Source organism: Noviherbaspirillum sp. ST9 (assembly GCF_048799745.1).
GTDB lineage: Bacteria > Pseudomonadota > Gammaproteobacteria > Burkholderiales > Burkholderiaceae_D > Noviherbaspirillum.
The window spans coordinates 25,263-50,307 of sequence record NZ_JBLWFR010000015.1 but is presented as its reverse complement, the minus strand read 5'-3'; the positions used below and the strand labels follow the sequence as shown (position 1 = coordinate 50,307).

Annotated in this window: 28 protein-coding genes; 19 read left to right on the top strand and 9 right to left on the bottom strand. The window is 60.3% G+C overall.

The window, feature by feature from the left end; translation table 11 throughout:
* Window positions 1-37 precede the first annotated feature (37 nt).
* The 8 genes from ACNOHI_RS23945 (at window position 38) to motD (ending at window position 9,062) form a co-directional block, all read left to right on the top strand.
* A complete protein-coding gene (locus ACNOHI_RS23945; protein ID WP_420477238.1) occupies window positions 38-1,252 on the top strand; it encodes an EAL and HDOD domain-containing protein in 1,215 nt (404 codons plus the stop codon).
* Window positions 1,253-1,413: 161 nt separating this feature from the next.
* Window positions 1,414-2,583, top strand: a complete 1,170-nt coding sequence (gene flhB, locus ACNOHI_RS23940) for a flagellar biosynthesis protein FlhB (RefSeq protein WP_420477237.1) — start codon at window positions 1,414-1,416, stop codon at window positions 2,581-2,583.
* Window positions 2,580-4,667, top strand: a complete 2,088-nt coding sequence (flhA, locus tag ACNOHI_RS23935; RefSeq protein ID WP_420477236.1) for a flagellar biosynthesis protein FlhA — start codon at window positions 2,580-2,582, stop codon at window positions 4,665-4,667. Before flhB ends, flhA begins: the two co-directional genes overlap by 4 nt.
* Entirely contained in the window at window positions 4,664-5,992 is a 1,329-nt protein-coding gene (gene flhF, locus ACNOHI_RS23930; RefSeq protein WP_420477235.1) for a flagellar biosynthesis protein FlhF, read from the top strand. The genes flhA and flhF overlap by 4 nt, the downstream gene beginning before the upstream one ends.
* On the top strand, window positions 5,985-6,794 hold the full coding sequence (locus ACNOHI_RS23925) for a MinD/ParA family ATP-binding protein (protein WP_420477234.1): 810 nt from the start codon (window positions 5,985-5,987) through the stop codon (window positions 6,792-6,794). The genes flhF and ACNOHI_RS23925 overlap by 8 nt, the downstream gene beginning before the upstream one ends.
* 44 nt (window positions 6,795-6,838) lie before the next feature.
* Window positions 6,839-7,570, top strand: coding sequence for an RNA polymerase sigma factor FliA (locus tag ACNOHI_RS23920; RefSeq protein ID WP_420477233.1), 732 nt, complete (start codon window positions 6,839-6,841; stop codon window positions 7,568-7,570).
* Window positions 7,552-8,289 carry a flagellar motor protein gene (locus tag ACNOHI_RS23915; RefSeq protein ID WP_420477232.1) on the top strand — a complete coding sequence of 246 codons (738 nt, stop codon included), beginning with the start codon at window positions 7,552-7,554 and terminating at the stop codon, window positions 8,287-8,289. Before ACNOHI_RS23920 ends, ACNOHI_RS23915 begins: the two co-directional genes overlap by 19 nt.
* Before the next feature lie 11 nt (window positions 8,290-8,300).
* Window positions 8,301-9,062, top strand: coding sequence for a flagellar motor protein MotD (gene motD / locus ACNOHI_RS23910; protein ID WP_420477231.1), 762 nt, complete (start codon window positions 8,301-8,303; stop codon window positions 9,060-9,062).
* Window positions 9,063-9,111: 49 nt separating this feature from the next.
* On the opposite strand, the gene ACNOHI_RS23905 is transcribed toward motD, so the two are convergent.
* From ACNOHI_RS23905 to flgA, 3 genes are all read right to left on the bottom strand, one after another.
* Window positions 9,112-9,588, bottom strand: coding sequence for a flagella synthesis protein FlgN (locus tag ACNOHI_RS23905; RefSeq protein ID WP_420477230.1), 477 nt, complete (start codon window positions 9,586-9,588; stop codon window positions 9,112-9,114).
* 7 nt (window positions 9,589-9,595) lie between these two features.
* Window positions 9,596-9,901 (bottom strand): flagellar biosynthesis anti-sigma factor FlgM, encoded by a 306-nt coding sequence (gene flgM / locus ACNOHI_RS23900; protein WP_420477229.1) that lies wholly within the window; start codon window positions 9,899-9,901, stop codon window positions 9,596-9,598.
* A gap of 110 nt (window positions 9,902-10,011) precedes the next feature.
* On the bottom strand, window positions 10,012-10,719 hold the full coding sequence (flgA, locus tag ACNOHI_RS23895) for a flagellar basal body P-ring formation chaperone FlgA (RefSeq protein ID WP_420477228.1): 708 nt from the start codon (window positions 10,717-10,719) through the stop codon (window positions 10,012-10,014).
* A gap of 170 nt (window positions 10,720-10,889) precedes the next feature.
* Between flgA and flgB the strand changes: the two genes are divergently transcribed.
* The 11 genes from flgB (at window position 10,890) to flgL (ending at window position 21,244) form a co-directional block, all read left to right on the top strand.
* Window positions 10,890-11,303 (top strand): flagellar basal body rod protein FlgB, encoded by a 414-nt coding sequence (flgB, locus tag ACNOHI_RS23890; protein WP_420477227.1) that lies wholly within the window; start codon window positions 10,890-10,892, stop codon window positions 11,301-11,303.
* 2 nt (window positions 11,304-11,305) lie between these two features.
* Window positions 11,306-11,710 (top strand): flagellar basal body rod protein FlgC, encoded by a 405-nt coding sequence (gene flgC, locus ACNOHI_RS23885; RefSeq protein ID WP_420477226.1) that lies wholly within the window; start codon window positions 11,306-11,308, stop codon window positions 11,708-11,710.
* Between the two features lie 14 nt (window positions 11,711-11,724).
* On the top strand, window positions 11,725-12,393 hold the full coding sequence (locus tag ACNOHI_RS23880; protein ID WP_420477225.1) for a flagellar hook assembly protein FlgD: 669 nt from the start codon (window positions 11,725-11,727) through the stop codon (window positions 12,391-12,393).
* Between the two features lie 37 nt (window positions 12,394-12,430).
* On the top strand, window positions 12,431-13,651 hold the full coding sequence (flgE, locus tag ACNOHI_RS23875; protein ID WP_420477224.1) for a flagellar hook protein FlgE: 1,221 nt from the start codon (window positions 12,431-12,433) through the stop codon (window positions 13,649-13,651).
* Between the two features lie 52 nt (window positions 13,652-13,703).
* A complete protein-coding gene (flgF, locus tag ACNOHI_RS23870; protein ID WP_420477223.1) occupies window positions 13,704-14,444 on the top strand; it encodes a flagellar basal-body rod protein FlgF in 741 nt (246 codons plus the stop codon).
* 41 nt (window positions 14,445-14,485) lie between these two features.
* Entirely contained in the window at window positions 14,486-15,268 is a 783-nt protein-coding gene (gene flgG, locus ACNOHI_RS23865) for a flagellar basal-body rod protein FlgG (protein WP_420477222.1), read from the top strand.
* Between the two features lie 21 nt (window positions 15,269-15,289).
* The gene (locus ACNOHI_RS23860; RefSeq protein ID WP_420477221.1) at window positions 15,290-15,958 is read left to right on the top strand and encodes a flagellar basal body L-ring protein FlgH; all 669 of its coding nucleotides are present in this window, start codon (window positions 15,290-15,292) and stop codon (window positions 15,956-15,958) included.
* A 19-nt stretch (window positions 15,959-15,977) separates the two neighbouring features.
* Window positions 15,978-17,111 carry a flagellar basal body P-ring protein FlgI gene (locus ACNOHI_RS23855; RefSeq protein WP_420477220.1) on the top strand — a complete coding sequence of 378 codons (1,134 nt, stop codon included), beginning with the start codon at window positions 15,978-15,980 and terminating at the stop codon, window positions 17,109-17,111.
* Between the two features lies 1 nt (window position 17,112).
* A complete protein-coding gene (gene flgJ / locus ACNOHI_RS23850) occupies window positions 17,113-18,027 on the top strand; it encodes a flagellar assembly peptidoglycan hydrolase FlgJ (protein WP_420477219.1) in 915 nt (304 codons plus the stop codon).
* Window positions 18,028-18,122: 95 nt separating this feature from the next.
* Window positions 18,123-20,030, top strand: coding sequence for a flagellar hook-associated protein FlgK (gene flgK, locus ACNOHI_RS23845; protein WP_420477218.1), 1,908 nt, complete (start codon window positions 18,123-18,125; stop codon window positions 20,028-20,030).
* Between the two features lie 20 nt (window positions 20,031-20,050).
* A complete protein-coding gene (gene flgL / locus ACNOHI_RS23840; protein ID WP_420477217.1) occupies window positions 20,051-21,244 on the top strand; it encodes a flagellar hook-associated protein FlgL in 1,194 nt (397 codons plus the stop codon).
* Between the two features lie 52 nt (window positions 21,245-21,296).
* Here flgL and fliR read toward each other — a convergent pair whose 3' ends face one another.
* The 6 genes from fliR to fliM form a co-directional block, all read right to left on the bottom strand.
* Window positions 21,297-22,091, bottom strand: a complete 795-nt coding sequence (gene fliR / locus ACNOHI_RS23835) for a flagellar biosynthetic protein FliR (protein ID WP_420477216.1) — start codon at window positions 22,089-22,091, stop codon at window positions 21,297-21,299.
* A 69-nt stretch (window positions 22,092-22,160) separates the two neighbouring features.
* Entirely contained in the window at window positions 22,161-22,430 is a 270-nt protein-coding gene (gene fliQ, locus ACNOHI_RS23830; protein WP_420477215.1) for a flagellar biosynthesis protein FliQ, read from the bottom strand.
* 12 nt (window positions 22,431-22,442) lie between these two features.
* Window positions 22,443-23,219 (bottom strand): flagellar type III secretion system pore protein FliP, encoded by a 777-nt coding sequence (gene fliP / locus ACNOHI_RS23825; RefSeq protein ID WP_420477214.1) that lies wholly within the window; start codon window positions 23,217-23,219, stop codon window positions 22,443-22,445.
* On the bottom strand, window positions 23,209-23,637 hold the full coding sequence (gene fliO / locus ACNOHI_RS23820; RefSeq protein WP_420477213.1) for a flagellar biosynthetic protein FliO: 429 nt from the start codon (window positions 23,635-23,637) through the stop codon (window positions 23,209-23,211). The genes fliP and fliO overlap by 11 nt, the downstream gene beginning before the upstream one ends.
* Window positions 23,634-24,050, bottom strand: a complete 417-nt coding sequence (gene fliN / locus ACNOHI_RS23815; protein WP_420477212.1) for a flagellar motor switch protein FliN — start codon at window positions 24,048-24,050, stop codon at window positions 23,634-23,636. Before fliN ends, fliO begins: the two co-directional genes overlap by 4 nt.
* Complete coding sequence (gene fliM / locus ACNOHI_RS23810; RefSeq protein WP_420477211.1) at window positions 24,043-25,044, bottom strand: flagellar motor switch protein FliM; 1,002 nt, start codon at window positions 25,042-25,044, stop codon at window positions 24,043-24,045. Before fliM ends, fliN begins: the two co-directional genes overlap by 8 nt.
* Window position 25,045: the final 1 nt, after the last annotated feature.

The following is a 25,045-nucleotide window of genomic DNA, read 5'->3' as shown; positions in this document are numbered from 1 at the left end:
CCGGCGTCGCCAACCCATCCCATCATCTAACCCATTCATGCAACAAGAGCACTTTATTGTTCGCGAGCCGCTGCTCAATTCGCAGGAAAGGGTGCTTGGCTACGAGCTGTATTGGCAGCATATCCACGTAGCGGGCCAGAGCCCGACCGCGGCGGAAATCGTGTCACTTGCGCATTTTGTCGCGGACCAGCTCAACAATACCGATTCCGGCGCCTTGCTCGGCGAACAGATCCTGTTCATCGAAGCCTCGCCCGCCCTGTTGGGGCATGAAGTATTCTCCGCCCTCCCACCGAAAGGGACGGTACTGGCCTTCCGCGGCGCCGATGTCTCAAATGACGAGGCGGCAGCGGCAATCCGCGCGATGCATGCAAAAGGCTATGGCATTTCCATTCGTGATGCCAATCTCGCCAGCATCGACAAGGCTCTGCTTTCGCATGTCTCGTATTTCGAGCTGCAGATCGGCGGCGCTGATTTCGTGCCGCAAGTGCAGTATTACCGCTCGCTCGGGATGCCGTCGCTGCGACTCGTAGGACGGAATGTCAACAGCTGGCAGGCGTATGACGTGTGCGCCCAATTGCACATGTTTGCATTCGTCGGCCATTTGCACCTGTCCCCGCGCCCCGGCAACCACACGAAGGAGATGAATCCTGCGCAAGCCATGATTCTCCAGTTAATGGATATGGTGCGCCGCAATGAGGATGTCAAGCAGCTCGAAGGCGTGTTGAAGCGCGACGCCGCCTTGTCCTACAAGCTGCTTCGCTACATCAACTCCGCCGGTTTCGGTCTCGGCTGCGAAATCCAGTCCCTCAAGCATGCCGTCACGATGCTTGGCTACTCGCCGTTGTACCGCTGGCTGGCGCTGCTTCTGGCGACGGCGACGACGACGGGTTATTCGCCGGTGCTGATGCAGACCGCGGTCATTCGCGGACGATTCTCCGAGCTGCTCGGAAGTACATTCCTGCCGAAGAACGAGGCGGAGAACTTGTTCGTTGCCGGAATGTTCTCGCTGCTCGACAAGCTGCTCGGCGTGCCAATGGAGGATGTGCTGGAAAAGATCCAGTTGTCCGAATCGGTCACCCAGGCATTGCTCAGTCGTGAAGGGATTTACGGACCCTTCCTCGCCCTCGCGGAAGCGTGCGAGCTGAATTCGAAAAAAGTTGATTCCATGGCAATGTCGCTGTGCATCGGCGCCAAGCAGGTCAACCAGGCGCAGATGTCTGCTTTGGCATGGGCACAAAGCCTGAAAATCTGAGCCTTCTCCCGTCTTGACCATCCGTTATCCTGCGGCAACGAATAACGGGTGGTTTCCTCACTTATTCCGTCGATAGCGATTCTGTTATATCGCGAATAATCCTTCCTATTCGTCCCCAGTGCGTCGTCCGGAACGCGCTGCGGTGAAGATAGGAGCCGGCGGTGGCCGAAGACAGCGATCTCGAAAAAACAGAACCCGCGTCGCCCAGAAGACTGGAGCAGGCGCGTGAGGAAGGCGATGTTCCCCGATCGAGGGAGCTGGCCACCTGCACCGTTCTGCTCGCTGCCGGGCTCGGTCTCTGGTTCTCTGGCGAGCAGCTCATCCGGCGTCTCAACGACATGCTTGCCTCCAGCCTCACGCTGGAGCGCGAGCAGGCATTCGATTTCAGCCTCCTCCTGACCCGTATCGTTCCCGGCCTCATTGACGTCCTGATCGGCCTTGCGCCGCTGGCAGGCATCCTGCTGCTGGTTGCCGTCGGATCGCCGCTCCTGATCGGCGGCTGGCTGTTCAGCACCAAGGCCCTGATGCCCAATTTCGCACGGCTCAATCCGATCAGCGGCATCGGCAACATGTTTTCGACCCGTTCCCTGGTCGAGCTGGTCAAGGCGATCGGAAAGGCATTGCTCATCGGTGTTATCGCCTGGATGGTGATCTCGAGCCAGACCGAGGAAATGCTTGCCTTGAGCGCCGAGCCGCTCCACACCGGCTGGGCGCACCTTGGCAGCATGCTGCTGACCGGATTCATCACCATCGTCTTTGGCCTGGTCGTAATTGCACTTATCGATGCGCCGTACCAGATGTGGCATTACGCGAACAAGCTCAAGATGACACGCGAAGAAGTGCGCCAGGAATCCAAGGAGTCCGATGGCGACCCGATGGTCAAGGCGCGCATCCGCCAGTTGCAGCGCGAGATGGCCAAGCGCCGCATGATGTCCGAAATCCCGACCGCCGACGTCGTGGTGACCAACCCGACCCACTACGCCGTCGCACTGAAATACACCGAAGGCAAGATGCGCGCACCGATCGTGGTCGCCAAGGGCGCCGACGAAGTCGCCGCGAAGATCCGCGAAATCGCAACGGAACATAAGGTCGCCATGCTTGAGGCGCCGCCGCTGGCGCGTGCGCTGTATCGTCACGCCGACCTGGGCGATGAAATCCCGGCGGCGCTCTATACCGCGGTCGCTGAAGTGCTGGCCTACGTATTCCAGCTGCGCGCCTACGGCCAGCGCGGCGGCGTCCGTCCGGCTGCGCCGGAGCAGATCGATGTGCCGGCCGATATGGATCCGCTGAATGCCAAGCCAGCAACGCCTGATAATGGATTGATGCAATGAATGGCCTGACTTTGCCCGCGTGGCTCACTGGACAATCGAGCAAGGCGCTTGCCGCGCCACTCCTCATCATCATGATGCTGGCAATGATGGTATTGCCATTGCCGGCATTTGCGCTTGATATTTTCTTCAGCTTCAACATCGCACTGTCGATCATCGTGCTGCTGACCAGCCTGTACACGGTCAAGCCGCTGGACTTCATGGTGTTCCCGACCGTGCTCCTGGTCAGCACCATGCTGCGCCTGTCGCTGAACGTCGCGTCGACGCGTGTTGTCCTGACCGAAGGGCATACCGGCCCAGACGCCGCCGGTAAGGTGATCGAGGCATTCGGCCACTTCCTGATCGGCGGAAATTACACAGTCGGTATCGTGGTGTTCATCATCCTGACCATCATCAACTTCGTGGTCGTCACCAAGGGCGCGGGACGTATCGCCGAAGTCGGCGCACGATTCGCCCTCGATGCGATGCCGGGCAAGCAGATGGCAATCGACGCCGACCTGAACGCGGGCATGATCGGCGAGCAGGAAGCACGCAAGCGCCGCACCGAGGTGGCACAGGAAGCCGAGTTCTACGGCGCCATGGACGGTGCCAGTAAGTATGTGCGCGGCGACGCGGTGGCCGGCATCCTTGTCACCGTCATCAACATCTTTGGCGGCCTCATCGTGGGCATGGTCCAGCACGACCTGGCATTCGATTCCGCGATCAAGAATTACACGCTGCTGGCAATCGGCGACGGCCTCGTTGCACAGATTCCCTCGCTGATCATTTCGACAGCGGCGGGTGTGGTGGTTTCTCGCGTCGCAAGCGAGCAGGATATTGGCGGCCAGCTGGTCAACCAGTTGTTCGCCAAACCCGATGTCCTGTACATCACCGGCGGCATCATCGGCGGCATGGGCATGATCCCTGGCATGCCGCATATCGCGTTCCTGCTCCTCGGCGGCGCCCTCTGCGGCGGCGCCTATCTGCTCAAGAAGCGCAACCAGCGCGTTGCCGAAGCGCCGGCTCCGGAACCGGAAGTCGCCATGGCGGCGCCGGAAGTGGAAGAGGCAACCTGGCAGGACATCATGCCGGTTGACACCCTCGGCCTGGAAGTTGGCTATCGTCTGATTCCGCTGGTCGACAAGTCACAGAATGGCGAACTGCTGCGTCGCATTAAAGGCATCCGCAAGAAGTTTGCGCAGGAAGTTGGCTTCCTCTCGCCGCCGGTCCATATCCGCGACAACCTGGAACTCAAGCCGTCGGCCTATCGCATTACGCTCAAGGGCGTGGAAGTCGGGCAGGGCGAGGCCTATGTCGGCCAGTTCCTTGCGATCAATCCCGGCATGGTGCACGGCAACCTTCCGGGTGCGCCGACGACTGATCCGGCATTCGGCCTTCCGGCAACCTGGATCGATGCCGGCTTGCGCGACCAGGCGCAGGCGATGGGCTACACCGTGGTCGATGCCGGTACCGTCATCGCGACCCACATGAACCACCTGATCACCACCCACGCCGCTGAGTTGCTGGGCCGTCAGGAAGTGCAACAGTTGCTCGACCATCTGGGCAAGGAAGCACCCAAACTGGTCGAAGACCTGGTGCCGAAAGTCGTCTCGCTGTCGACGCTGCAGAAAGTGCTGCAGAACCTCCTTATCGAAGGCGTCCACATCCGCGACATGCGCACGATTATCGAAGTGCTCTCGGAATACGGCCCGGTCAACCCGGATCCGAACGAACTCACGGCACAGGTGCGAGTTGCGCTCGGCCGTGCGATCGTCCAGCAGATTTTCCCGTCCGCCAATGAGCTGTCCGTCATCACCCTGGACAGCCGGCTGGAACGCATCCTGATGCAGGCTTTGCAATCGAGCGGCCCGGAAGGCGCCGGCATCGAACCAGGCCTCGCCGACACGATCGCGCAACAGGCAGAGCGTGCGGCACGTCAGCAGGAGCAGATGGGATTGCCGCCGGTATTGCTGGTGCCGGGACCGCTGCGGGCATTGCTCGCACGCTTCCTGCGCCGCGCGCTGCCACAGCTGAAGGTGCTGTCGCACGCTGAACTTCCTGATTCCAAGACGATACGAGTTACAAGCCTAGTTGGAGGCCAAGCATGAACGTAAGAAAATTCTCCGCAAAAACCTCACGCGATGCGTGGCGGCTGGTGCGCGAAGCATTGGGCCCTGATGCGGTGATCCTCTCCAACCGGACCATCAACGGTATGGTCGAGATCCTTGCCCTTGCGCCGGAAGACATGTCGTCGCTGGCCGAACCGGTGATCGAGAAACCGGTCAAGCCGCCGATCTCCGAATCGACACTTGCCGCATTCGGCGTCAAGCGCCAGCCGGAAGCCGCGCCTGAAGCCGTGGCACCCGCGTTTGGCGCCGGCCGTCCCATCGACAGCGACCAGGCATCCAACCTTGCCGATGCACTCGCAGCAAGCCGGCACGGTGGCGCGAAAGAACGCAGCAGCGCGGATATCTCGGAAGTGATGTCCGAATTGCGCGCCATGCGCGGCATGCTGGAATCCCAACTGGCGGAAATCGCCTGGAGCAGCCAGCAGAAGCGCGAGCCGCTCAAGGCCAACGTAATGCGTGAACTGCTGTCCGCCGGCTTCAGTGCCAGCCTTGCGCGCTATGTGACGCAGAAGCTGCCCTCGGGCGAAAAAGCAGAGAACGGCCTGGCATGGGTCAAATCCGTCCTGGCACGCAACCTGAACGTGATCGGCAACGAGAGCGAAATCCTCGAAAAGGGCGGAGTCTACGCGCTGGTCGGCCCGACCGGTGTCGGCAAGACGACGACGACGGCCAAGCTGGCCGCACGCTGCGTCATGCGTCACGGCGCCGGCAAACTCGCGCTGATCACGACGGACGGCTATCGTATCGGCGGTTACGAACAGCTGCGCATCTACGGCAAGATTCTCGGCGTGATGGTGCATTCCGTGAAGGACGAAACCGACCTGCGTATCGCCCTCGAGGAATTGAAGAATAAGCACACCGTCCTGATCGATACCGTCGGTATGGGCCAGCGCGACAAGATGGTGGCGGAACAGATTGCCATGCTGTCCGGCACGGATGCGCGGGTGAAGCGCCTGCTCTGCATGTCCGCGACCTCCACCGGCGAGACGTTGAACGAAGTGGTGCGCTCCTACCAGGGCGGCGGGCTCGCCGGCTGCATCATCACCAAGCTCGACGAAGCAGCGACGGTCGGCAACGTCCTCGACGTGCTGATCCGCCAGAAGCTCAACCTCTACTATGTGGCCAACGGCCAGCGTGTTCCGGAAGACCTGCACGTGCCCAACCAGCACTACCTCATCGACCGCGCGTTCAAGCTCAAGCGTGAAACGGCGCCGTTCCAGTACCAGGACGACGAACTCCCGCTGATCATCGGTGCGGCTGCGGCGATGGGCGACAAAAGTCTGCGCGAGGTGACCCTTGGCTAGTTTCGATTTCGATCAGGCGGAAGGCCTGCGGCGCATGCTCGCCGGCCCGAAGCCGCGCGTGTACACCTTCCTGTCCGCCGCTTCCGCCGAAGAGAAGGGCGCCATGCTTGTCAATTTGGCTGCGTCCCTCTCTCAGGCCGGCCGCGACGTATTGCTGGTGGATGCAAGTCTCGCGTCGGAGGGAATTGCATCGCGCCTCAACGCATTGCGCGGTGCAACGCTGACACAGGTGGCGCGGCAGGAACGCAGGCTCGATGATGCGATCCAGCAGATGCCGCAAGGTTTTGACGTGGCGGCACTCAAGCGTGGCCCGCAGCGCAGCGCGGTGAAGGATGCGCAACTCGCGAACATGATGGACGACGCGTTCGACCAGCTCGCCACGCGTGCCGACATTGTCGTCGTGGACGCCGAACTGGACAAGGAAGATTCGCTCGCCATTCCAGCCTTGAACGAGACCGAGATCGTAGTGCAGGTTGCGAATAATCCGGAATCGATCAAGGTTGCCTACACGCTCATCAAGCGCCTCAACAACAAGCTCGGCCGACGCCCGTTCAGCATCCTCATCACCGGCGCCACGGAAAAGGAAGCGCAAGTTGTCTTTGAAAACATGGCCAAGGCAGCCAACCGTTATCTGGCTGTCAAGTTGAATTCGATGGGCTCGGTGCCCGCCGATGAACATTTGAAGCGTGCGATGCACCTCGGCCGCGCTGTCGTGGATGCCTTCCCGCTCGCCGGGGCATCGGTGGCATTCCGGCGTCTTGCAGGGAGAGTTGTATTGTCGGATATGGCCGCAGCGGGATAACATGGCGGTTCTGAGCATGGTGCTAACACAGGCACCCGAAAACTATGTACACCGTTAGCGGAAAATCCGACAAGAACCAGTTGCTGGAGGAGCATGCGCCTCTGGTAAAGAAGCTGGCACACCAGATGAAAGCCAAACTTCCGCCAAGCGTGGAAGTGGATGACCTTATCCAGGCCGGCATGATCGGCCTGCTGGACGCAGTAACCCGCTACGAGGAAAACCACGGCGCGCAGTTCGAGACCTACGCCGTGCAGCGCATCCGCGGCGCGATGCTGGACGAACTGCGCAGCAGCGACTGGCTCCCGCGCAGCATTCGCCAGAACATGCGCAAAATTGAAGTTGCGATGAATAAATTGCAACAGAAACTGGGTCGTACGCCGTTGGAAGCGGAAATCGCGAAGGAGCTGAAACTCTCGCTGGAGGAGTACCAGGAGATGCTCGGCGAGGGCAGCGGTCACCAGTTGGTGTATTACGAGGATTTCCACGACAAGGACGAGGGCGAGCATTTTCTCGACCGTTACTGCGTCGACGAGCAAAGCGATCCTTTGAAGGCGTTGATGAACACCGGCTTCCGCGATGCCGTCATTCGTGCGATCGAAGCCTTGCCCGAGAGGGAAAAGATCCTGATGGGCCTCTACTACGAGCAGGAAATGAACCTGAAGGAAATCGGCGCCGTCATGGGCGTGTCCGAATCGCGCGTCTGCCAGTTGCACAGCCAGGCGATCGCGCGCATGCGTTCGAGATTGCGGGAGCAGGCGTGGACTGGGCTAGCTTAGTCGGCCTGTTGGTCGGCATCGTCGGCGTCCTGTTCGGGCAGGCGCTGGAAGGCGGCCATATCGATTCGCTGATCCAGCCTGCGGCCTTCGTGATCGTCGTGATTGGTACCGTGGGTGCCGTTTTGCTGCAAAGCGGCACGGCGACGTTCGTGCGTGGTGCGAAGATGCTGCAATGGGTCTTCGTTACTCCTCCTGACAAGTCGCGCGGCCTCGCACAGCAAATCACGCTCTGGAGCGCGACCGCGCGCCGTGAAGGCTTGCTGAGCCTGGAGCGATACGTCGAGTCGGTGAAGGACCCGTTTACGGTCAAGGGACTGCGTCTGATCGTCGACGGCATCGACCCTTACAAGATCCGCGAAATTCTTGAAACTGATATTTCGACTTATGAGCGGCGTGAGCGCCAGGCGGTGAAAATCTGGGAGGCAGCGGGCGGTTACGCGCCGACGATCGGCATTCTCGGTGCCGTGCTCGGCCTCATTCAGGTGATGGAGAACCTGACCGACCCCAGCCGGCTCGGCGGTGGCATCGCGGTGGCATTCGTGGCCACGGTCTATGGCGTCGGCCTCGCCAACATGGTCTTCCTGCCCATCGCCAACAAGCTCAAGACCATCGTAGCGGACGAAGTACGCCGTCGCGAGATGCTGACGGATGTATTCTGCAGCGTTGCCAACGGCGACAATGCGCGCGTCATCGAAGAGCGCATTCTCGCCTATCGCTAGCACGGGCAATCATGGCGCGTAAAAAATACGACGACGACAGCGACAACCATGACCGCTGGATGGTGTCCTACGCGGACTTCATCACGCTGCTGTTTGCTTTCTTCGTCGTCATGTACGCGCTGTCCTCCATCAACGAGGGCAAGTACCGGGTGCTGTCAAATTCGCTCGTGAACGCGTTCGGCCGCGTGCCGACGGCAAAGGTTCCGTCAGAGGCCGCGCCCTCCGGTTTGCCCCTTGCGCTCCCGCCACGGCAGCGCAACAACGAGGCCTTGCGCCGTGAAAAAGAGCAGCTCACAACCGTCGCGCGCAATCTCCAGGACGTCATGGCGCCACTGGTGCAGCAGGGGAAGGTGCGCGTCACGCAAAGTGCGCGCGGGGTAAATGTCGAGATCAATGCGAGCGTCCTGTTCGCTCCAGGCGATGCCAGGCTTTCCGGGGAAAGCAGCGAGGCCTTGCGAGCGGTGGCGGATGTCCTTCGCAATGACGATCATGCCATCCAGGTGGAAGGCCACACGGACAGTGTCCCGATCAAGAATGCGCAGTTCCCGTCAAACTGGGAGTTGTCGTCTGTGCGTGCGTCGAGCGTCGTCAGGCTCTTCATCGACAGCGGCATCGCGGAAAAACGCCTCACGGCAGTCGGCCATGGACCGACGCAACCGGTCGGGCCGAACGACACGGCGGAAGGCCGGATGCGCAACCGCCGCGTGTCGGTCATGATTTTGTCCAACCTGCCGGAAAACGCGACGGAAGTGCCTGTAAAGGCACCGCGATAAGCTACTGGAGCGGGGAGTTTGCCGGCGCGAAGCGCCGGCCTTGACTGGATCAGCCGATGACGAGGCGGCGGCTGCCGGAATGCGAGGCGGACTGGCCATTCGGGCCGTACATGTTGCCGCCTTCGCTGCCACCCTGGAGGATGTTCAACGCCGCCTGGTTGCGGGACAGATGGCGGCCGATCAGCATGCCGTTCGTGCGGTTCAGTTCTTTTGCCTCGCGTGCCAGCTGAAGCAGGGCGGACCAGGACTGGGCGGCGGCGGTTTCCGTCGATGGGCTGCTTGCCCATTTCTGCATGCCTTCTTCGCTGGCTTCCAGTCCCGCGCCGGCCAGGGCGCGATGCCGGCCAAGCGAGAGTTCGCCCATGCGGGCGACGATTTTTGTCTTCTCTTCGGTAATCTTGATCAGTTCATCGATGTTGGCATCGACAAGGTGCGCCTGCTCCATGCGAAGCAAGTCAAGCAGGGCGCCTGCGGCGCGGACTTCTTCGGCGAGCGTCTGCGCCAATGTATTACCGAGAGATTGCATGTGTTTCTTAAGCCTTGCGAGTACGAATCAGATCGTTGACCGTATCGAGCAGACCGTTGGCGACCTTTTCAGCGTCCACCTGGAACCGGCCTTCCGCGATTGCGGCCTTGATCTCTTCCACTTTCTTCGCGTCGAACACGGAATTGCCGCCAACCTGGGCCAGCGACTCCAGCTTCGAAGAAAGACGAACTGTGTCAGAACCGACTGGAGCCGGGCTGACCGGAGCGGCCTTGTCGGCCCCTTTCCCAGACCGGGTTTGCGTTGTGCCAACGCCCAACCCTCCGGTTTTCTTGAGTGAGTCATCGATTTTCACGGCGTTTTCCTTGTCTGATTGGTCTTCTACTGCTTGTCATCTTTCTTATCGACGCATTTCTTGGAAACTTTAGCGCCTTGTTGCAGAAATCCGGAAAAATCTCTTGTCGCTCAATAGCCTACTTCCACGACGCCACCAGCCTTGGCGATGCCGCTGACGACCTGTCCCGAAGCAGTCCTTGCCTGTGCTATTTGACCTTCGGAAGCATTGTTAAGTGCCCGTGCTTCGGCAGTCACCCGAAAGCCGGGGCCAGACGACACAACGCGCACCGATTGTCCTTGTTGCACTGCGGGCTGGCTGCGAAGGCTGTCGCCGCGCAACGGCGCGCCGGAAGGCAGTGAAATTGCGATTGTCCTGCCAATTGCCTGGTTGGTGTCGGTGACGATGCCATTTGGCAATGCGGTCAAATCCCCCTTGATCTTGACGATATCCGTTGTGCCAATCGTGTGCCCTTGGGCGAGTGGAGCGGCGGTAATCACGTACTCGCCCATCACCTGCACTGTTGCCGAAACGTAAATAGTCCATGGTGAGGGCGCCATGCATCGCACACCGACGGTTGTCTTGCCCCAGATGCGGCTCCCGTTCGGCATGAATGCTTGCGGCTCCGCGCACTGCGGCAGGTTGGTGCGTGCATCGACGCTGCCGACCGAAAGGTTCACCTCTCCGGGCAGCCCGGCTGTCTGGACGCGCAGGAATTGCTCGACGGTCTGCCTGATGGCGGACGTGTCCTGGCGCTGCGCCTGGCTATGGGAAATGCCAGGCAAAACACATAGCGCAATCGCTGCGGCGGCGGATAGGGAGGTGAAAATGGGATTCATTGCAGGCTACATCTTAAAGAGGGTGTGGTGAATCAAAATGATGAATAAGGGATAGTTTCGAAGTCTTCTCGTTCGATAGGGGTGACATCGCCCTCCGTATGATCAAGCCTACATTAATCCATCATCGGTTCGAGTTGTCTTTTTTGTAACCGAAGTCTCCGGAGGTAGTCATGATCGGGAAGCTTGACGAGGCGCTGCAGTTTCACCAGACTGCGCTGCGTTTGCGCTCTGAGCGGCAGCAGGTGCTGGCTTCGAACATTGCCAATGCCGATACGCCGAATTACAAGGCGCGCGATATCGACTTCAGCAGTGCGCTGAAGCAGGCCATGGCGCCCGGCTCGGCGGCGGCCAACGGAGCGCTGGTGACAACGTCGCCGAATCATTTGAACGGAAAGCCGGCAACGACCGCGAGCGGCGCGCCGCTCCTCTACAGCAACGCGGCGCAGGGCAGCGTGGATGGCAATACGGTCGATATGGATGCGGAGCGCGCGAAGTTCGCCGATAACGCTCTGCGCTACGAAGCGGGCATCACCTTCGCGGGTGGTCAGCTCAAGAAGCTGCTTGCAGCGGTCCAGGGGCAATAATCATGTCGCTTTTTAATATTCTCAACGTATCCGCTTCGGCGATGAGCGCGCAAGGGCAGCGCCTGAATACCGTTGCCAGCAATCTTGCCAATGCCGACAGCACGACCAGTGCAACAGGGCAGACGTACAAGGCCAAGCAGGTCGTGTTCCAGGCGGTTCCATCGAACACGCCGGGCGCCAGCGGGGTGAAGGTGCAACAGGTGGTGGAGGATCCGTCGCCGCCCAAGATGGTGTACGACCCCAAGCATCCGCAGGCAGACGAAAAAGGCTATGTCGCGATGCCGAACGTGAACGTGGTGGAAGAGATGGTCAACATGATCTCGGCATCGCGCTCGTATCAAAACAACGTCGAAGTTGCGAATGCGGCGAAGACCATGCTGCTGAAGACGCTCACCCTGGGTCAGTAAGCAAGGAGTATTGAATGACCACCGTACAGACGAACAACAAGGTTAACGAGGATCTCATGGCTGCCATGAATCCTGCGAAAAAGGCAACTTCAAGCACACAGGATGCGCAGGACCGCTTCATGACGCTGCTCGTGACGCAAATGAAGAACCAGGATCCGCTGAACCCGCTCGACAACGCCCAGGTCACCAGCCAGCTGGCGCAGCTGTCCACCGTGACCGGCATCGAAAAGCTGAATGCCACCATGGAGTCGCTGATGGGCAGCTATCAGGCAAGCCAACAGGTGGCGGCGGCAAACATGATTGGCCATGGCGTCTTCGTGCCGGGATCCAGTCTCGAGCTGCAGGACAAGAAGGCACTGCTCGGTCTCGAACTGACAGAGCCGGCCGACAAGGTCGTCGTCACGATTTCCGACTCCACCGGCAAGGCCGTGCATACGATGGATCTCGGCGCGCTGAAAGCAGGTGTCCATCCGCTGGCCTGGGATGGTGAAACGGCCAAGGGCGACGCCCCGAATGGGGAATACACCTTCAAGGTAGTGGCGACGCGCGGCAATGAAAAGGTGGAAGCGACCAATCTGTCGTTCGGGGTCGTCAATAGCGTTACCTCCAATGCGCAAGGTGTGAAGCTCACCTTGCCCGGTGTCGGTGATTTCACCATGGCCGACGTGAAGCAAATTCTTTAATACTGTGATCCGGTAGTCCGAATCAAGGAGAAGTGAAATGAGTTTTCAACAAGGTCTTAGCGGTCTCAACGGCGCATCCAAGCAGCTCGAGACGATCGGCAACAACATCGCCAACGCCAACACCGTCGGCTTCAAGTCGGCAGTGACGCAGTTCTCGGACGTCTATGCCAACTCCTTGAGCGGCACATCCGGCCTTGGCACCGCGGGTATCGGTACCCGTGTTTCGCAGATTGCGCAGCAGTTCAGCCAGGGCAATATCACGGCATCGAACAGCGCGCTCGACATGGCGATCAACGGCGGCGGCTTTTTCCGTCTCAACAAGGACGGCGCCATCAGCTATGCGCGTAACGGCCAGTTCCAGATCGACAAGGACGGCTTCATCATCAGTGCCGACGGCGGCCGCCTGAGCGGCTTCTCTGCGAACAACCAGGGCGTTCTTTCGACGGGCAGCCCGACCGACCTCCGTATCAGCACGGCTGACCTTGCGCCTGCCGATACGAGCAACATCGAGATGCAGTTCAATCTCGATTCCAGTGAGGCAATCACCGCTGCGCCTGCGTACAACAAGTCGACATCGGTCACCGTGTATGACTCTCTGGGCAACTCGCATGTGCTCCAGCTGAATTTCCGCAAGACGGCCAACAATACCTGGACGGTGACGCCCACCAGCTCCAGTGTGGTTGCTCCGGCGACGATCACGACGACTCCCGCGACCATTACCCTGGTCTTCAACAACGACGGTACGTTGCTTTCCGGCTCTCCCGGGACGATTACCCTGCCGTTGACCAATGGCGCAGAAACGCCGATCAATGGCGCCACCGGCATCAACCTGGATATGAGCCAGGCCACGCAATTCGGCTCGGTCTTCGGTGTGAACTCGACCAGTCAGAACGGTTTCGCCTCCGGCCGCCTGTCCGGCTTCAATATCGGTTCCGACGGCATCATTACCGGTCGCTATACCAACGGCAAGACGTCGACCCTCGGTCAGGTCGTCCTGGCCAACTTCTCGAATCCGAATGGCCTGCAGCCGCTTGGCAACAACCAGTGGGCGGAAAGCGCATCCTCGGGCGTGGCGCTGATCGGTACGCCGAACTCCGGCCGCATGGGTCTGATCCAGTCCTCCGCTGTGGAGGACTCGAATGTGGACATGACCGCCGAGCTCGTCAACATGATTACCGCGCAGCGCGTGTTCCAGGCCAACGCGCAGACGATCAAGACGCAGGACCAGATCCTGCAGACCCTGGTGAACCTGAGGTAACGCAACCGGAGCCGTAGTGCCGGTGTAACCGCCGGCAGTGCAGGGAGAAAGAATGGACCGCCTGATTTACACCGCCATGACCGGCGCGAAGCATATCCTGGAGCAGCAGGCCAATACTTCGCACAACCTGGCGAACGCGACAACAACCGGCTTCCGGGCGCAGCTGGATTCGTTCCGCACGGTGCCGGTCATCGGCGAAGGCCTGCCCACGCGGGCCTTTGTCGTGGACGCGACCGTCGGGACGGACTTTACTCCCGGACCCATCCACAACACTGGCCGCGATCTCGATGTCGCGGTGCAGGGCAAGGGCTGGATTACTGTGCAGCTCGACGACGGCACTGAGGCATATACACGCAACGGCAGCCTGAAGATCAGCGAGAACGGCGTGCTGCAGACGCAGTCCGGACTCAATGTCATGGGCGATGGCGGACCAATTGCCGTCCCGCCGGATGTCTCGATCATGGTCGGTGGCGACGGCACCGTTTCCGCAGTGGCAGCTACTGGCGCCCGGACGGTGACACCGCTTGGCCGGATCAAGCTCGTCAATCCGCCCGAGGAATCGATCGTCCGCGGTGACGATGGCTTGTTCCGCGTGCGCGGTGGCGAGGCAGCCGATGCCGACGCCAATGTCCGCGTTGCCGGCGGCGCTCTTGAAGGCAGCAACGTCAACACGGTCGACGCCATGGTCAACATGATCAGCCTCGCGCGCCAATTCGAGACGCACATGAACCTGCTCAAGAATGTCGAGAGCAACGAGACGAAGGCAACGCAGCTCCTGTCAATCAATGCTTGATGGGTCCATCAGAATGAAGCAGGAACCTGGAGAAACATGAAATGATCCGTTCACTTTGGATTTCAAAAACCGGTCTGGATGCGCAGCAAACGCAGATGGACGTCATCTCGAACAACCTCGCGAACGTTAATACCGCGGGCTTCAAGCGCTCGCGCGCCGTGTTCGAGGACCTGCTGTACCAGACTGTCCGCCAGCCCGGTGCGCAGTCGTCGCAGCAAACCCAGCTGCCCACCGGCCTGCAGATCGGTACCGGCGTGCGCCCGGTTGCGGCAGAGCGCGTTTTCACCCAGGGCAACCTGCAACAGACGGCCAATGACAAGGACATCGCCATCCAGGGTGCAGGCTTTTTCCAGGTGCTGATGCCGGACGGCAGCACGGCCTACACGCGCGACGGCTCGTTCAGCATGGATGCGAACGGCCAGCTGGTGACGGCAAACGGTTTCGTGATCCAACCCGCCATCACCATTCCCGCCAACGCGATTACCTTTACGGTCGGCCGCGATGGGACCGTGTCGGTGACCCAACCCGGCCAGTCTTCGCCCACGCAAATCGGTGCCATCCAGTTGGCGACCTTCGTCAATCCGGCCGGCCTGGAAGCACGTGGCGAGAACCTGTACGTTGAAACGGCAGCGTCGGGTACGGCAAGCACGAATACCCCCGGCACGAACGGCGCCGGCCTGATTGCACAAGGCTATGTCGAAACCTCGAACGTCAATGTGGTCGAGGAATTGGTCAGCATGATCCAGACGCAGCGCGCGTACGAGATCAACAGCAAGGCGATCCAGACGTCCGACCAGATGCTGCAGCGCCTGTCGCAGATCTGATCGTCAGCAAGAGAGGCTGCAATGAAAGGTTTTTCCGCTATCGTCATGGTTGGACTGGTCGTCACCGGATTGATCGGCTGCGCGACGGTACCGGAAACCATCGTCCAGCATCCGACTAACGTGCGCCCCCAGGTCCCCGCGCCCGTTCCCCAGGCCAATGGTGCGATCTTCCAGGCGTCGGCGTATCGTCCGATGTTCGAGGACCGCCGCGCGCGCATGGTGGGAGACATGCTGACGATCGCAATCAACGAGCGCACCAGCGCCGGCAAGTCCGCCGCCAATACGACCAGCAAGAGCGGCAGCGTCGAGTTCGGCGCACCGACGCTGTTCGGCATTCCTGCAACGACGACAGCGAAGGCTGCCCTCAACGCCGAATCGGCCAACAAGTTCGAGGACAAGGGCACGTCCAGTTCGAGCAACACCTTTACGGGAACCATCGCGGTGACCGTCGTGGAGGTGCTGCCGAACGGCAATCTCGTCGTCAGCGGCGAGAAGCAGGTTGCGCTCGACAAGGGGGTCGAGTACGTGCGCTTCTCCGGCATCGTCAATCCCGACAACGTGAGCGGCAACGTCGTATCGTCGACGCTGGTTGCCGATGCGCGTGTCGAATACCGAACCAACAGCCGGATCGACCGGGCAGAAATGATGTCGCAGATGACACGCTTCTTCCTGAGCATCCTGCCGTTGTGATTCCTCGTGGGCTGAAGATATGAAACCGGTCTCTTTCACGCTGCGCAGCATCAAAGCCGTCGCTATCGCGGCGCTCGGCGCATGCGTGCTTCTTGCTGCGCCCGCATCCCATGCCGAGCGTTTGAAGGACCTCGCCTCGATCCAGGGCGTGCGCCAGAACCAATTGATCGGCTATGGCCTCGTTGTCGGCCTGGACGGGAGCGGTGACCAGACGACGCAGACGCCCTTTACCGTCCAGAGCGTGATCAGCATGCTGCAGAGCCTCGGCGTGACCGTTCCGCCCGGGACCAGCCTGCAGCTGAAGAATGTGGCCGCGGTTGTGGTGACGGCATCGCTGCCCGCCTTTGCGCGTCCCGGCCAAACGATCGACGTGACCGTTTCCTCGATGGGCAATGCGAAAAGCCTGCGCGGCGGCACGTTGTTGATGACGCCGCTGAAGGGCGCGGACGGCCAGGTCTACGGTATCGCGCAGGGCAATGTGTTGGTTGGAGGCGTCGGTGCCTCCGCGAGCGGCAGCAAGGCGCAGGTCAATCACTTGAGCGTTGGCCGTATTTCCGCCGGCGCGACCGTGGAACGGGCCGTGCCGACAACCCTTGGGCGGGAAGATGCAATTTACGTTGAATTGAACGACACGGATTTCTCCACCGCCAGCCGCGTGGTCGACACAATCAACCGCCGATTCGGTCCCGAAACCGCAGCTGCGCAGGACGGCAGGGTGATTCGCGTCCGCGCGCCGCAAATCAGCGACGAGCGGGTTGCCTTCCTTGGCGCACTGGAGAGCCTGCACGTGACGCCGGCCCAGACACAGGCAAAAGTCATTCTCAATGCGCGCACCGGATCCGTGGTGATGAACCAGGCCGTTACCTTGGACGCGTGCGCCGTGTCGCACGGCAACCTGTCCGTGGTCATCAACACCCAGCCCGTCATCAGTCAGCCGGCACCCCTGTCAGGCGGCCAGACCGTTGTGACGTCGACGTCGCAGATCGAGATCCAGAAGGATCCCGGCCAGGTCTTGCTGCTGAAGGGCGGCACGTCGCTCGCCGACGTGGTCAAGGCATTGAACGCCATCGGCGCCACGCCGCAGGATCTGCTCGCTATCCTGCAGGCCATGAAGGCGGCCGGCTCGCTGCGCGCCGAACTGGAAATCATCTGACATGATCAGCTCCGCCAACCTCAACGGAAAACTCGCGATCGACGTCAAGGACGTCAACGAGCTGCGGACGACCGCGCGCCAGAATTCTCCGGAGGCGCTCAAGGGTGCTGCGAAACAGTTTGAAGCCCTGTTCATGAACATGGTGCTCAAGAGCATGCGCGAGGCAACGCCCCAGGAGGGCCTGTTCGACAGCCAGCAGAGCCGCATGTACACCTCCATGCTCGACCAGCAGCTCAGCCAGACGCTGGCGAGCAAGGGTGTCGGCCTGGCCGATGCCTTGTTCCGCCAGCTGTCGACCAAGCTTGGCGATACCGCCGTACCGGAAGAGGGCGATCTGCAGTCGATCATGCCGCCGTCGCTGACTCGCGGCAAAGCCAGCCCCTTGCCCTTGCCATCCTTTGAACAGTCGGCGGCGAGCGGCGCCGTGGACAGCGTCAAGCCGAATCCGTCCCAGCCGGCGCATGTCCGCGGCTTCCTCGAGCGCCTCGGCTCCCATGCAGAAGAGGCAAGCCGGGCAACCGGCATTCCGGCGAAGTTCATGCTTGGGCAGGCCGCGCTTGAAAGCGGCTGGGGCAAGCGCGAGATCGTGGGAGCCGATGGTGTGGCCAGTCATAACCTTTTCGGCATCAAGGCGACAAGCGGCTGGAAGGGAAAGGTTGTTGAAGCAGTGACAACGGAGTACGTCAACGGCACCCCGCAGACCAAGGTCGAAAAATTCAGGGCATACGATTCCTATGCCGACGCGTTCCGCGATTACGCCAATCTATTGAGCAAGAATCCGCGTTATGAATCCGTCATCGCAAATGCACGGAGTGCGGAGGGTTTCGCACAAGGCCTGCAGCGCGCCGGTTACGCTACTGACCCCCAATACGCGGCCAAACTGACGCGCATTATCAAGCAGACAATGTCTGCGTAACGCACGGCGTCAACGGATCGACGCGTTTACCCTCAAGTTTCCCGCCATCCTTGCCGTTGATACTGATAGCGATCCCTCGATAAAGAAACATCATCATGGCAAACACTTCCATCCTTGGCGCAGGCCAAAGCGCCCTGACCGCCGCCCAAACGGGCCTGGTCACCACGGGCCATAACATCGCCAACGTGAACACGCCCGGGTACAGCCGCCAGGTTGTCGTGCAAAGCGCGTCGGCCGGGCAGGACATCGGTGTCGGCTTTATCGGGAAAGGTACCGAGGTTTCGACGATTCGCCGCGTATTCAATGAATTCCTGCACAACCAGGTCGTTGCCGGTGAAACAACGAAAGGGGCGATCGACAGCTTTTACGCCCAGATCAAGCAGATCGACAACATGCTCGCGGACGCCACTTCCGGCATCTCGTCGACCATGCAGGATTTTTTCGAAGGTATCCAGGACGTTGCGGCGAATCCCGGTTCCGCTGCATCCCGCCAGGCCATGCTGTCGTCGGCAGAAGCGATGGCGGCGCGTTTCGACAGTATCGGTGGCCGTCTCGATGAGATGCGGCAATCGCTCAACGGGCAGATCACGAGCAGCATCAGTGCCATCAATACCTATGCGCAGCAGATTGGCGCACTGAACGATGCGATCGAAAAGGCCCAAGGCACCGCGGGTGAAGGAAAACCCGCAAACGACCTCCTCGACCAGCGCGACCAGGTGATCGCCGAACTGAGCAAGGAAGTGAAAGTTTCGGTCGTCAAGCAGGGCAACAGTTACAACGTGTTCATGGGAAGCGGCCAGGCACTTACTGTCGGCACGCAGGTATTCAAGCTGACGGCAGCCGTTAATACCACCGACGCGAGCAAACTCCAGCTCGCATACGTGTCCAATGGCACGATGACGCGGATTCCGGACAGCAGTATCACGGGCGGCAAGCTCGGAGGGTTGCTCGATTTCCGGAACAATTCCCTCGATGTGGCACAGAATGAGCTTGGCAGGGTTGCCATCGGCCTGGCAGAAACCTTCAATGCGCAGCATCGTCTCGGCCAGGACCAGACCGGCGCACTCGGCGGCGCTTTCTTCACCACAGGCACTCCGCGTGTTAATGCCAGCACCGCCAATACCGGCACAGGCGCGGTGACCGCGACAATTACCGATGCTTCGCAGCTGACCGCAAGTGATTATCGAATCACGCACGTCGGTGGCAACTTCACGGTGACGCGTCTCTCCGACAATACGACGTTCCCGACCTTTACTACATTCCCGCAGACAATCGACGGCATTACGATTGCCTCTGCGTCGGCGCCGGCATCCTTCGGCGCCAATGACGAATATGTCATCCAGCCGACCCGGGAAGGGGCGACGAGTTTCGGCGTTGCGATCAGCGATATCAAGAATATCGCGGCGGCTGCGCCTATTCGCACTGCTGTGGCCACGACCAATACCGGTACGGCTTCGGTCAGCGCCGGTACTGTCAATGCCACCAATGTCAACCTGCAGCAACCTGTCACCATCACGTTCAACGCGGACGGAACGTATAACGTCAATGGCACCGGTACCGGGAACCCGGTCAACCAGGCCTATACGTCCGGCGGAAACATCTCGTACAACGGATGGACGATCCAGATTTCCGGCACGCCGTCCGCCGGCGATACGTTTACGATCGGGCCCAATACCGGAGGCGTGGGTGACAATCGAAACGCACTGAAACTCGCCGGCCTTCAGACCGCAAACACGCTGGAAGGCGGGATGACCTACCAGAATGCCTATACGGAGATGGTCAGTCGGGTCGGCAACAAGACGCGCGAGCTGGAAGTCACAGGAAAGGCTGAGGAAAAACTGCTTGCCGCGGCAATTCAAGCGCATCAGTCGGAGTCCGGCGTCAACCTGGATGAAGAAGCCGCAAACCTGATGCGTTACCAGCAAGCCTATCAGGCAGCGGCAAAAGTGATGCAGACGGCAAGCCAGCTGTTTGAAATGTTGCTCGAACTCGGCGGTGCTTGATCCATCGGGAGCTAAATATCATGCGCATTAGCACGAATACGATTTATGACAACGGCGTGGCCCGGATGGGAGAGCTGCAAACGGGACTGTCCAAGACGCAGCAGCAGGTGTCGACCGGTAAGCGGCTGATTACGCCGTCCGATGATCCGGTGGCGTCTGCACGCGCACTGGAAGTGACGAATTCCCAGGAAATCAACGCCAAGTTCGCCATCAATCGCCGGTCAGCCATGGATGCATTGAGCATGACGGAGGGCGCGCTGCAAGGCGTTACGCACACGCTGCAGGATATCAAGACGCTGATCGTACAGGCCGGCAACGGCGCGCTCACCAATTCCGATCGGCAGTTCATCGCGACCGAACTGCAAGGGCGTTTCGACGAACTGCTCGGGCTCGCCAATACCCGTGATGGAGTAGGAAACTTCATCTTCGCGGGCTATCAAAATACGACAGAACCCTTTGCGGCTTCCGCCACGGGTGCAAGTTATTCGGGTGACCAGGGACAATTCAAGCTGCAGGTCCACAACGGCCGCCAGCTTGAGGTCAACCAAAACGGAAGTGAAGTTTTCCAGCAGATCGGCAGCAGCAAGACGTTCTCGACCGGCCTCGGTACACCAGCGACGGGCAGCATCTCAAAGGCGACCGTTTTCGACGCCGATCAGGTGACCGGGTCGGGCTATAACATTACCCTGGATGCCACAGGCACGAATTACACCATCACGACCAACGCGACGCCGGCAGTAACAGTTGCAACGGCGCCCTATACAAGCGGCCAGGCCATTCAAGTCGAGGGACTCGAGGTTACGATCACCGGGGCCAGTGCGAACAGTGTGTACACGGTCCGTCCGACGACCACCCAGAGCGTATTTACGACCATCAAGGAGTTGATCGGCGTGTTGCAGACGCCTGTGTCCTCCGCGGCTGACAAGACCAAGTACAACAGCGGCCTGTCTATCGCGAATGGCAATATCGACAAGGCGCTCGACCACGTGCTGACTGCGCGCGCTGGCATCGGCGCGAGCATGAAGGAAGTCGAATCCCTCGACAACCTGGGCGCAGACCTCAATATCCAGTATGCAAAGACTTTGTCGGACTTGCAGGACCTGGACTATGTCACCGCAATCACTGACCTGATGAAGCAGCAGACCGCGCTGCAGGCCTCGCAGCAATCTTTCATGAAAGTGACGTCGCTGTCCTTGTTTGATTTCCTGCGCTGACTGTTACATGCTTCAAGGCTGTGCGGGCGGCTGTGGCCGCCCGTTTTGTTTTCTACTTCCTCGGAGGCTGGGCCGGGGTGGAAACCCGTCCTACTGTTTCCAGACCTTGCTGGAACATCCTTTCAAGCGGCGGCGTGATGTAGGGCAGCATGAGCGCAATGACGATGAAGCCCGCACCGAGTGTAATCGGAAAGCCAATGCCGAACAGGTTCAACTGTGGGGCTGCACGCGTCAAAATGCCAAGTGCGATATTGGTCAGGAGCAGAGCGGCAATCACGGGCAGGGCGAGTTGTGCGCCCGCAGTGAAAATCGTCCCCCCCCAATTGGCGATCTGACGGAACGCCTGGCCCTCGATCGCACCTGCCGAAATCGGCATGCTGACAAAACTTTCGGCGAGCGTTGCCAGCATTGACAGATGGATGTTGAGTGCTAAGAACAGCATCAGCGCCAGCAGCGAGAGAAATTGGGCAATAGCCGACGTCCGGGCGCGCGTTTGCGGATCGAAGAAGGTGGCGAAGCCAAAGCCCATGGAAAGACCCGCGACTTCCCCGGCCATTTCCACGGCCGCGAACACAACACGCATGGCGAAACCCATCGACAAGCCGATAAGCAGTTGCTGGATGGTGATGAGAAGCCCGGCAAGGGACATCGGGTCTGCAGCGGGCAAGGCAGGAACGGTGGGGGCAATGACGAGGGTCAGCATGATGCCCAGCCCGACCTTGATGCGGACAGGAATGCTGAGATTGCCGAATAATGGAGCGGTCGCGATCAGGCCGAGGATGCGCGTCAGGGGCCAGAGAAAGGCTGCAATCCAGGTGTTGAGTTCGGCGCTACTGAGAGTGATCATCAGTGGACTGTCGTTGCGAGATCGCGGCGATCAAAGGGGGCTGTTCGCCGCTGGTGTCCTGGACGCGGACTAACCAAGCATACCCGGTATTCCGGTGAACATCTGCCGCATGTAATCCAGCATCACGGTCAGCATCCACGGACCGGCAATGATCATCGCAAGGAAGATACCGACCAGCTTCGGAATGAACGACAGCGTCGTCTCATTGATCTGCGTCGCCGCCTGAAAAATGCTGACAATCAAACCGATGGCAAGCGCGACCAGCAGCATTGGCGCGGAGATCATGATCGTCACCTCGATGGCCTGCCGGCCCATGGTCATAACGCTTTCCGGAGTCATGCTTATTCTTCCTTAGTAAAAACTCTGGGCAAGGGAGCCGATCAGCAGCTGCCAGCCGTCCACGAGTACGAACAGCATCAGCTTGAAGGGCAGGGAAACAATCGCGGGCGACATCATCATCATGCCCATCGACATCAGGATGCTGGCCACCACCATGTCGATGATCAGGAAGGGAATGAAGATCGCAAAACTGATCTGGAACGCCGTCTTGAGTTCGCTGGTGATGAACGCCGGAATGAGCACGCGCAGCGGCACATCTTCAGGGCCGTTGAGCGCGGGCGTATTGGACAGCTTCACGTAAAGCGCCAGGTCGGCCTGCCGCGTCTGCTTCATCATGAAGGTCTTCAGCGGAGCGGCGCCGCGCTCAAGCGCTTGCGTCATGTTGATCTTGTTCTCCGACAACGGCTGGTAGGCATCCACATAGATCTTGTCGAACACCGGTCCCATGACAAACAGCGTCAGGAACAGGGCGAGGCCGATCAGGACCTGGTTGGGCGGTGCCGTCTGCGTACCGAGCGCCTGGCGCAGCAGCGAGAGCACGATGATGATGCGGGTGAAGCTCGTCATCATCAGCAGTGCTGCCGGCAGCACCGACAAGGCGGTCAGCAGGATCAGGGTCTGGAGGCTGAGCGAGTAGGTCTGGGTTCCGCCCGGTCCGGGCGTGCTGGTGATCGCCGGCATGCCGGATTGTGCAGCCGCCAGCAGGGGCATGCCGAGCAGTGCAATCGGAAGAAGGTAACCCAGGGTCTTCGCGGTGGATCGCGCGACGCGCGGGAGATTAATTGCCATTACGCTTGTCGATGGTTTGCTTGAGCCAGGCGGCGAAATTCTTCGAGTTATCTGCCGCTGTGGCGACGGGCATCGTTTCCTGGCGCGGCATCGTGGCGAGGGAGTTGACGCGGCCAGGGGCAACGCCGACAACGATCCATTGCTCGCCAACTTCCACGACGACGACGCGTTCGCGGTTGCCGACACTGACGCCGCCGATGACCTTGGCCACGCTGTTGCCCCCGGCGCTGGTCATTCCCATGCGCTTGAGCATCCATGCGGCGCCCGCCATGAGGGCAAGGACCACGACCAGGCCGAAAAGAACCTGGATGAGGCTGCCGGCAGAGGCTGTAGAGGCCGTGGAAGCCACCTCCTCGGCAGCTCGCGCGGGCAGGCTGGCCAACAGGGCGATCGTCAGGAATGAAAGGGGGCGGATCATTTGTTCAGTTTGCGGATGCGCTCGGACGGCGTAATGATGTCCGTGAGGCGGATACCGAACTTGTCATTCACCACCACCACTTCACCCTGTGCGATCAGGCAGCCGTTGACCAGCACGTCCATCGGTTCGCCCGCCAGGCCGTCGAGTTCCACCACCGAACCCTGTGCAAGTTGCAGCAGGTTCTTGATCGCGATCTTCGTGCGGCCGAGTTCCACGGTCAGCTGGACCGGGATGTCGAGAATGAAATCGATGTCGTTGTGGGTGCCCGTCTTGATGCCGGCACTGGAAAAATCCTGGAACATCGCCGGGCTGGCCTGCTTTGCAGCCGCCGCGGCTTCCGCCTGGCTCTGCTCGGCGAGCGCCGCGCCCCAATCGTCGTCGGCTAAGCTCTGGCCATCATTTTCATCAGCCATGTTCATCTCCTTGCATGAGTTCGTTTGAGCTGTGGGTCAACAGTTTTTCCACGCGCAGCGCGTACTGGCCGTTGAACTTGCCATAGGTGCAATCCATCACGGGCACGCCGTCGACCTTCGCCTGCACAACTTCCGAAATGGCGAGCGGAATAACGTCGCCCTCTTTCATGTTGAGCACTTCGCCCAGCGTCATGCGGGCGGTTCCCAGGTCGGCGACCAATTGCACCTCGGCGGTCTGGATCTGCTGCGTCATCAGCCGCACCCAGCGTTTGTCCATTTCGAGCGTTTCGCCCTGCAGGCTGCTGGTGAGGATGTCGCGGATCGGCTCGATCATCGAGTAGGGCGTGCAGAAGTGCATTTCGCCGCTGACCGGGCCGAGTTCGATCGTGAATGTCGTCGCCACCACGACCTCGTTCGGCGTCGCGATGTTGGCGAACTGCGTATTCATTTCCGAGCGCACGTATTCGAATTCGACCGGGTACACCGGCTCCCACGACTTGGCGTAGGTTTCGAAGACGATACCGAGGATGCGCTGGATGATGCGCTGTTCGGTCTGCGTGAAATCGCGGCCTTCCACCCGGGTGTGGAAGCGGCCGTCGCCGCCGAACAGATTGTCGACCAGCAGGAACACCAGGTTCGGATCGAAGACCATCAGCGCGGTGCCGCGCAGGGGCTTCATGTGAACCAGGTTCAGGTTGGTCGGCACTACCAGGTTCCGGATAAATTCGCTGTACTTGTGCACGCGCACCGGGCCGATCGACACTTCCGCGCTGCGATGCAGGAAGTTGAACAGGCCGATGCGCAGCAGGCGTGCGAAGCGTTCATTGATGATTTCCAGCGTCGGCATCCGGCCACGGACAATGCGCTCCTGCGTGGCCAGGTTATACGGACGTATCCCCGAGTCGTCTTCCGGCGTGGCACTGTCGTCCTGGTCGCCGGTCACGCCCTTGAGCAGGGCATCGACTTCTTCCTGGGAAAGGAAATTATCAGCCATG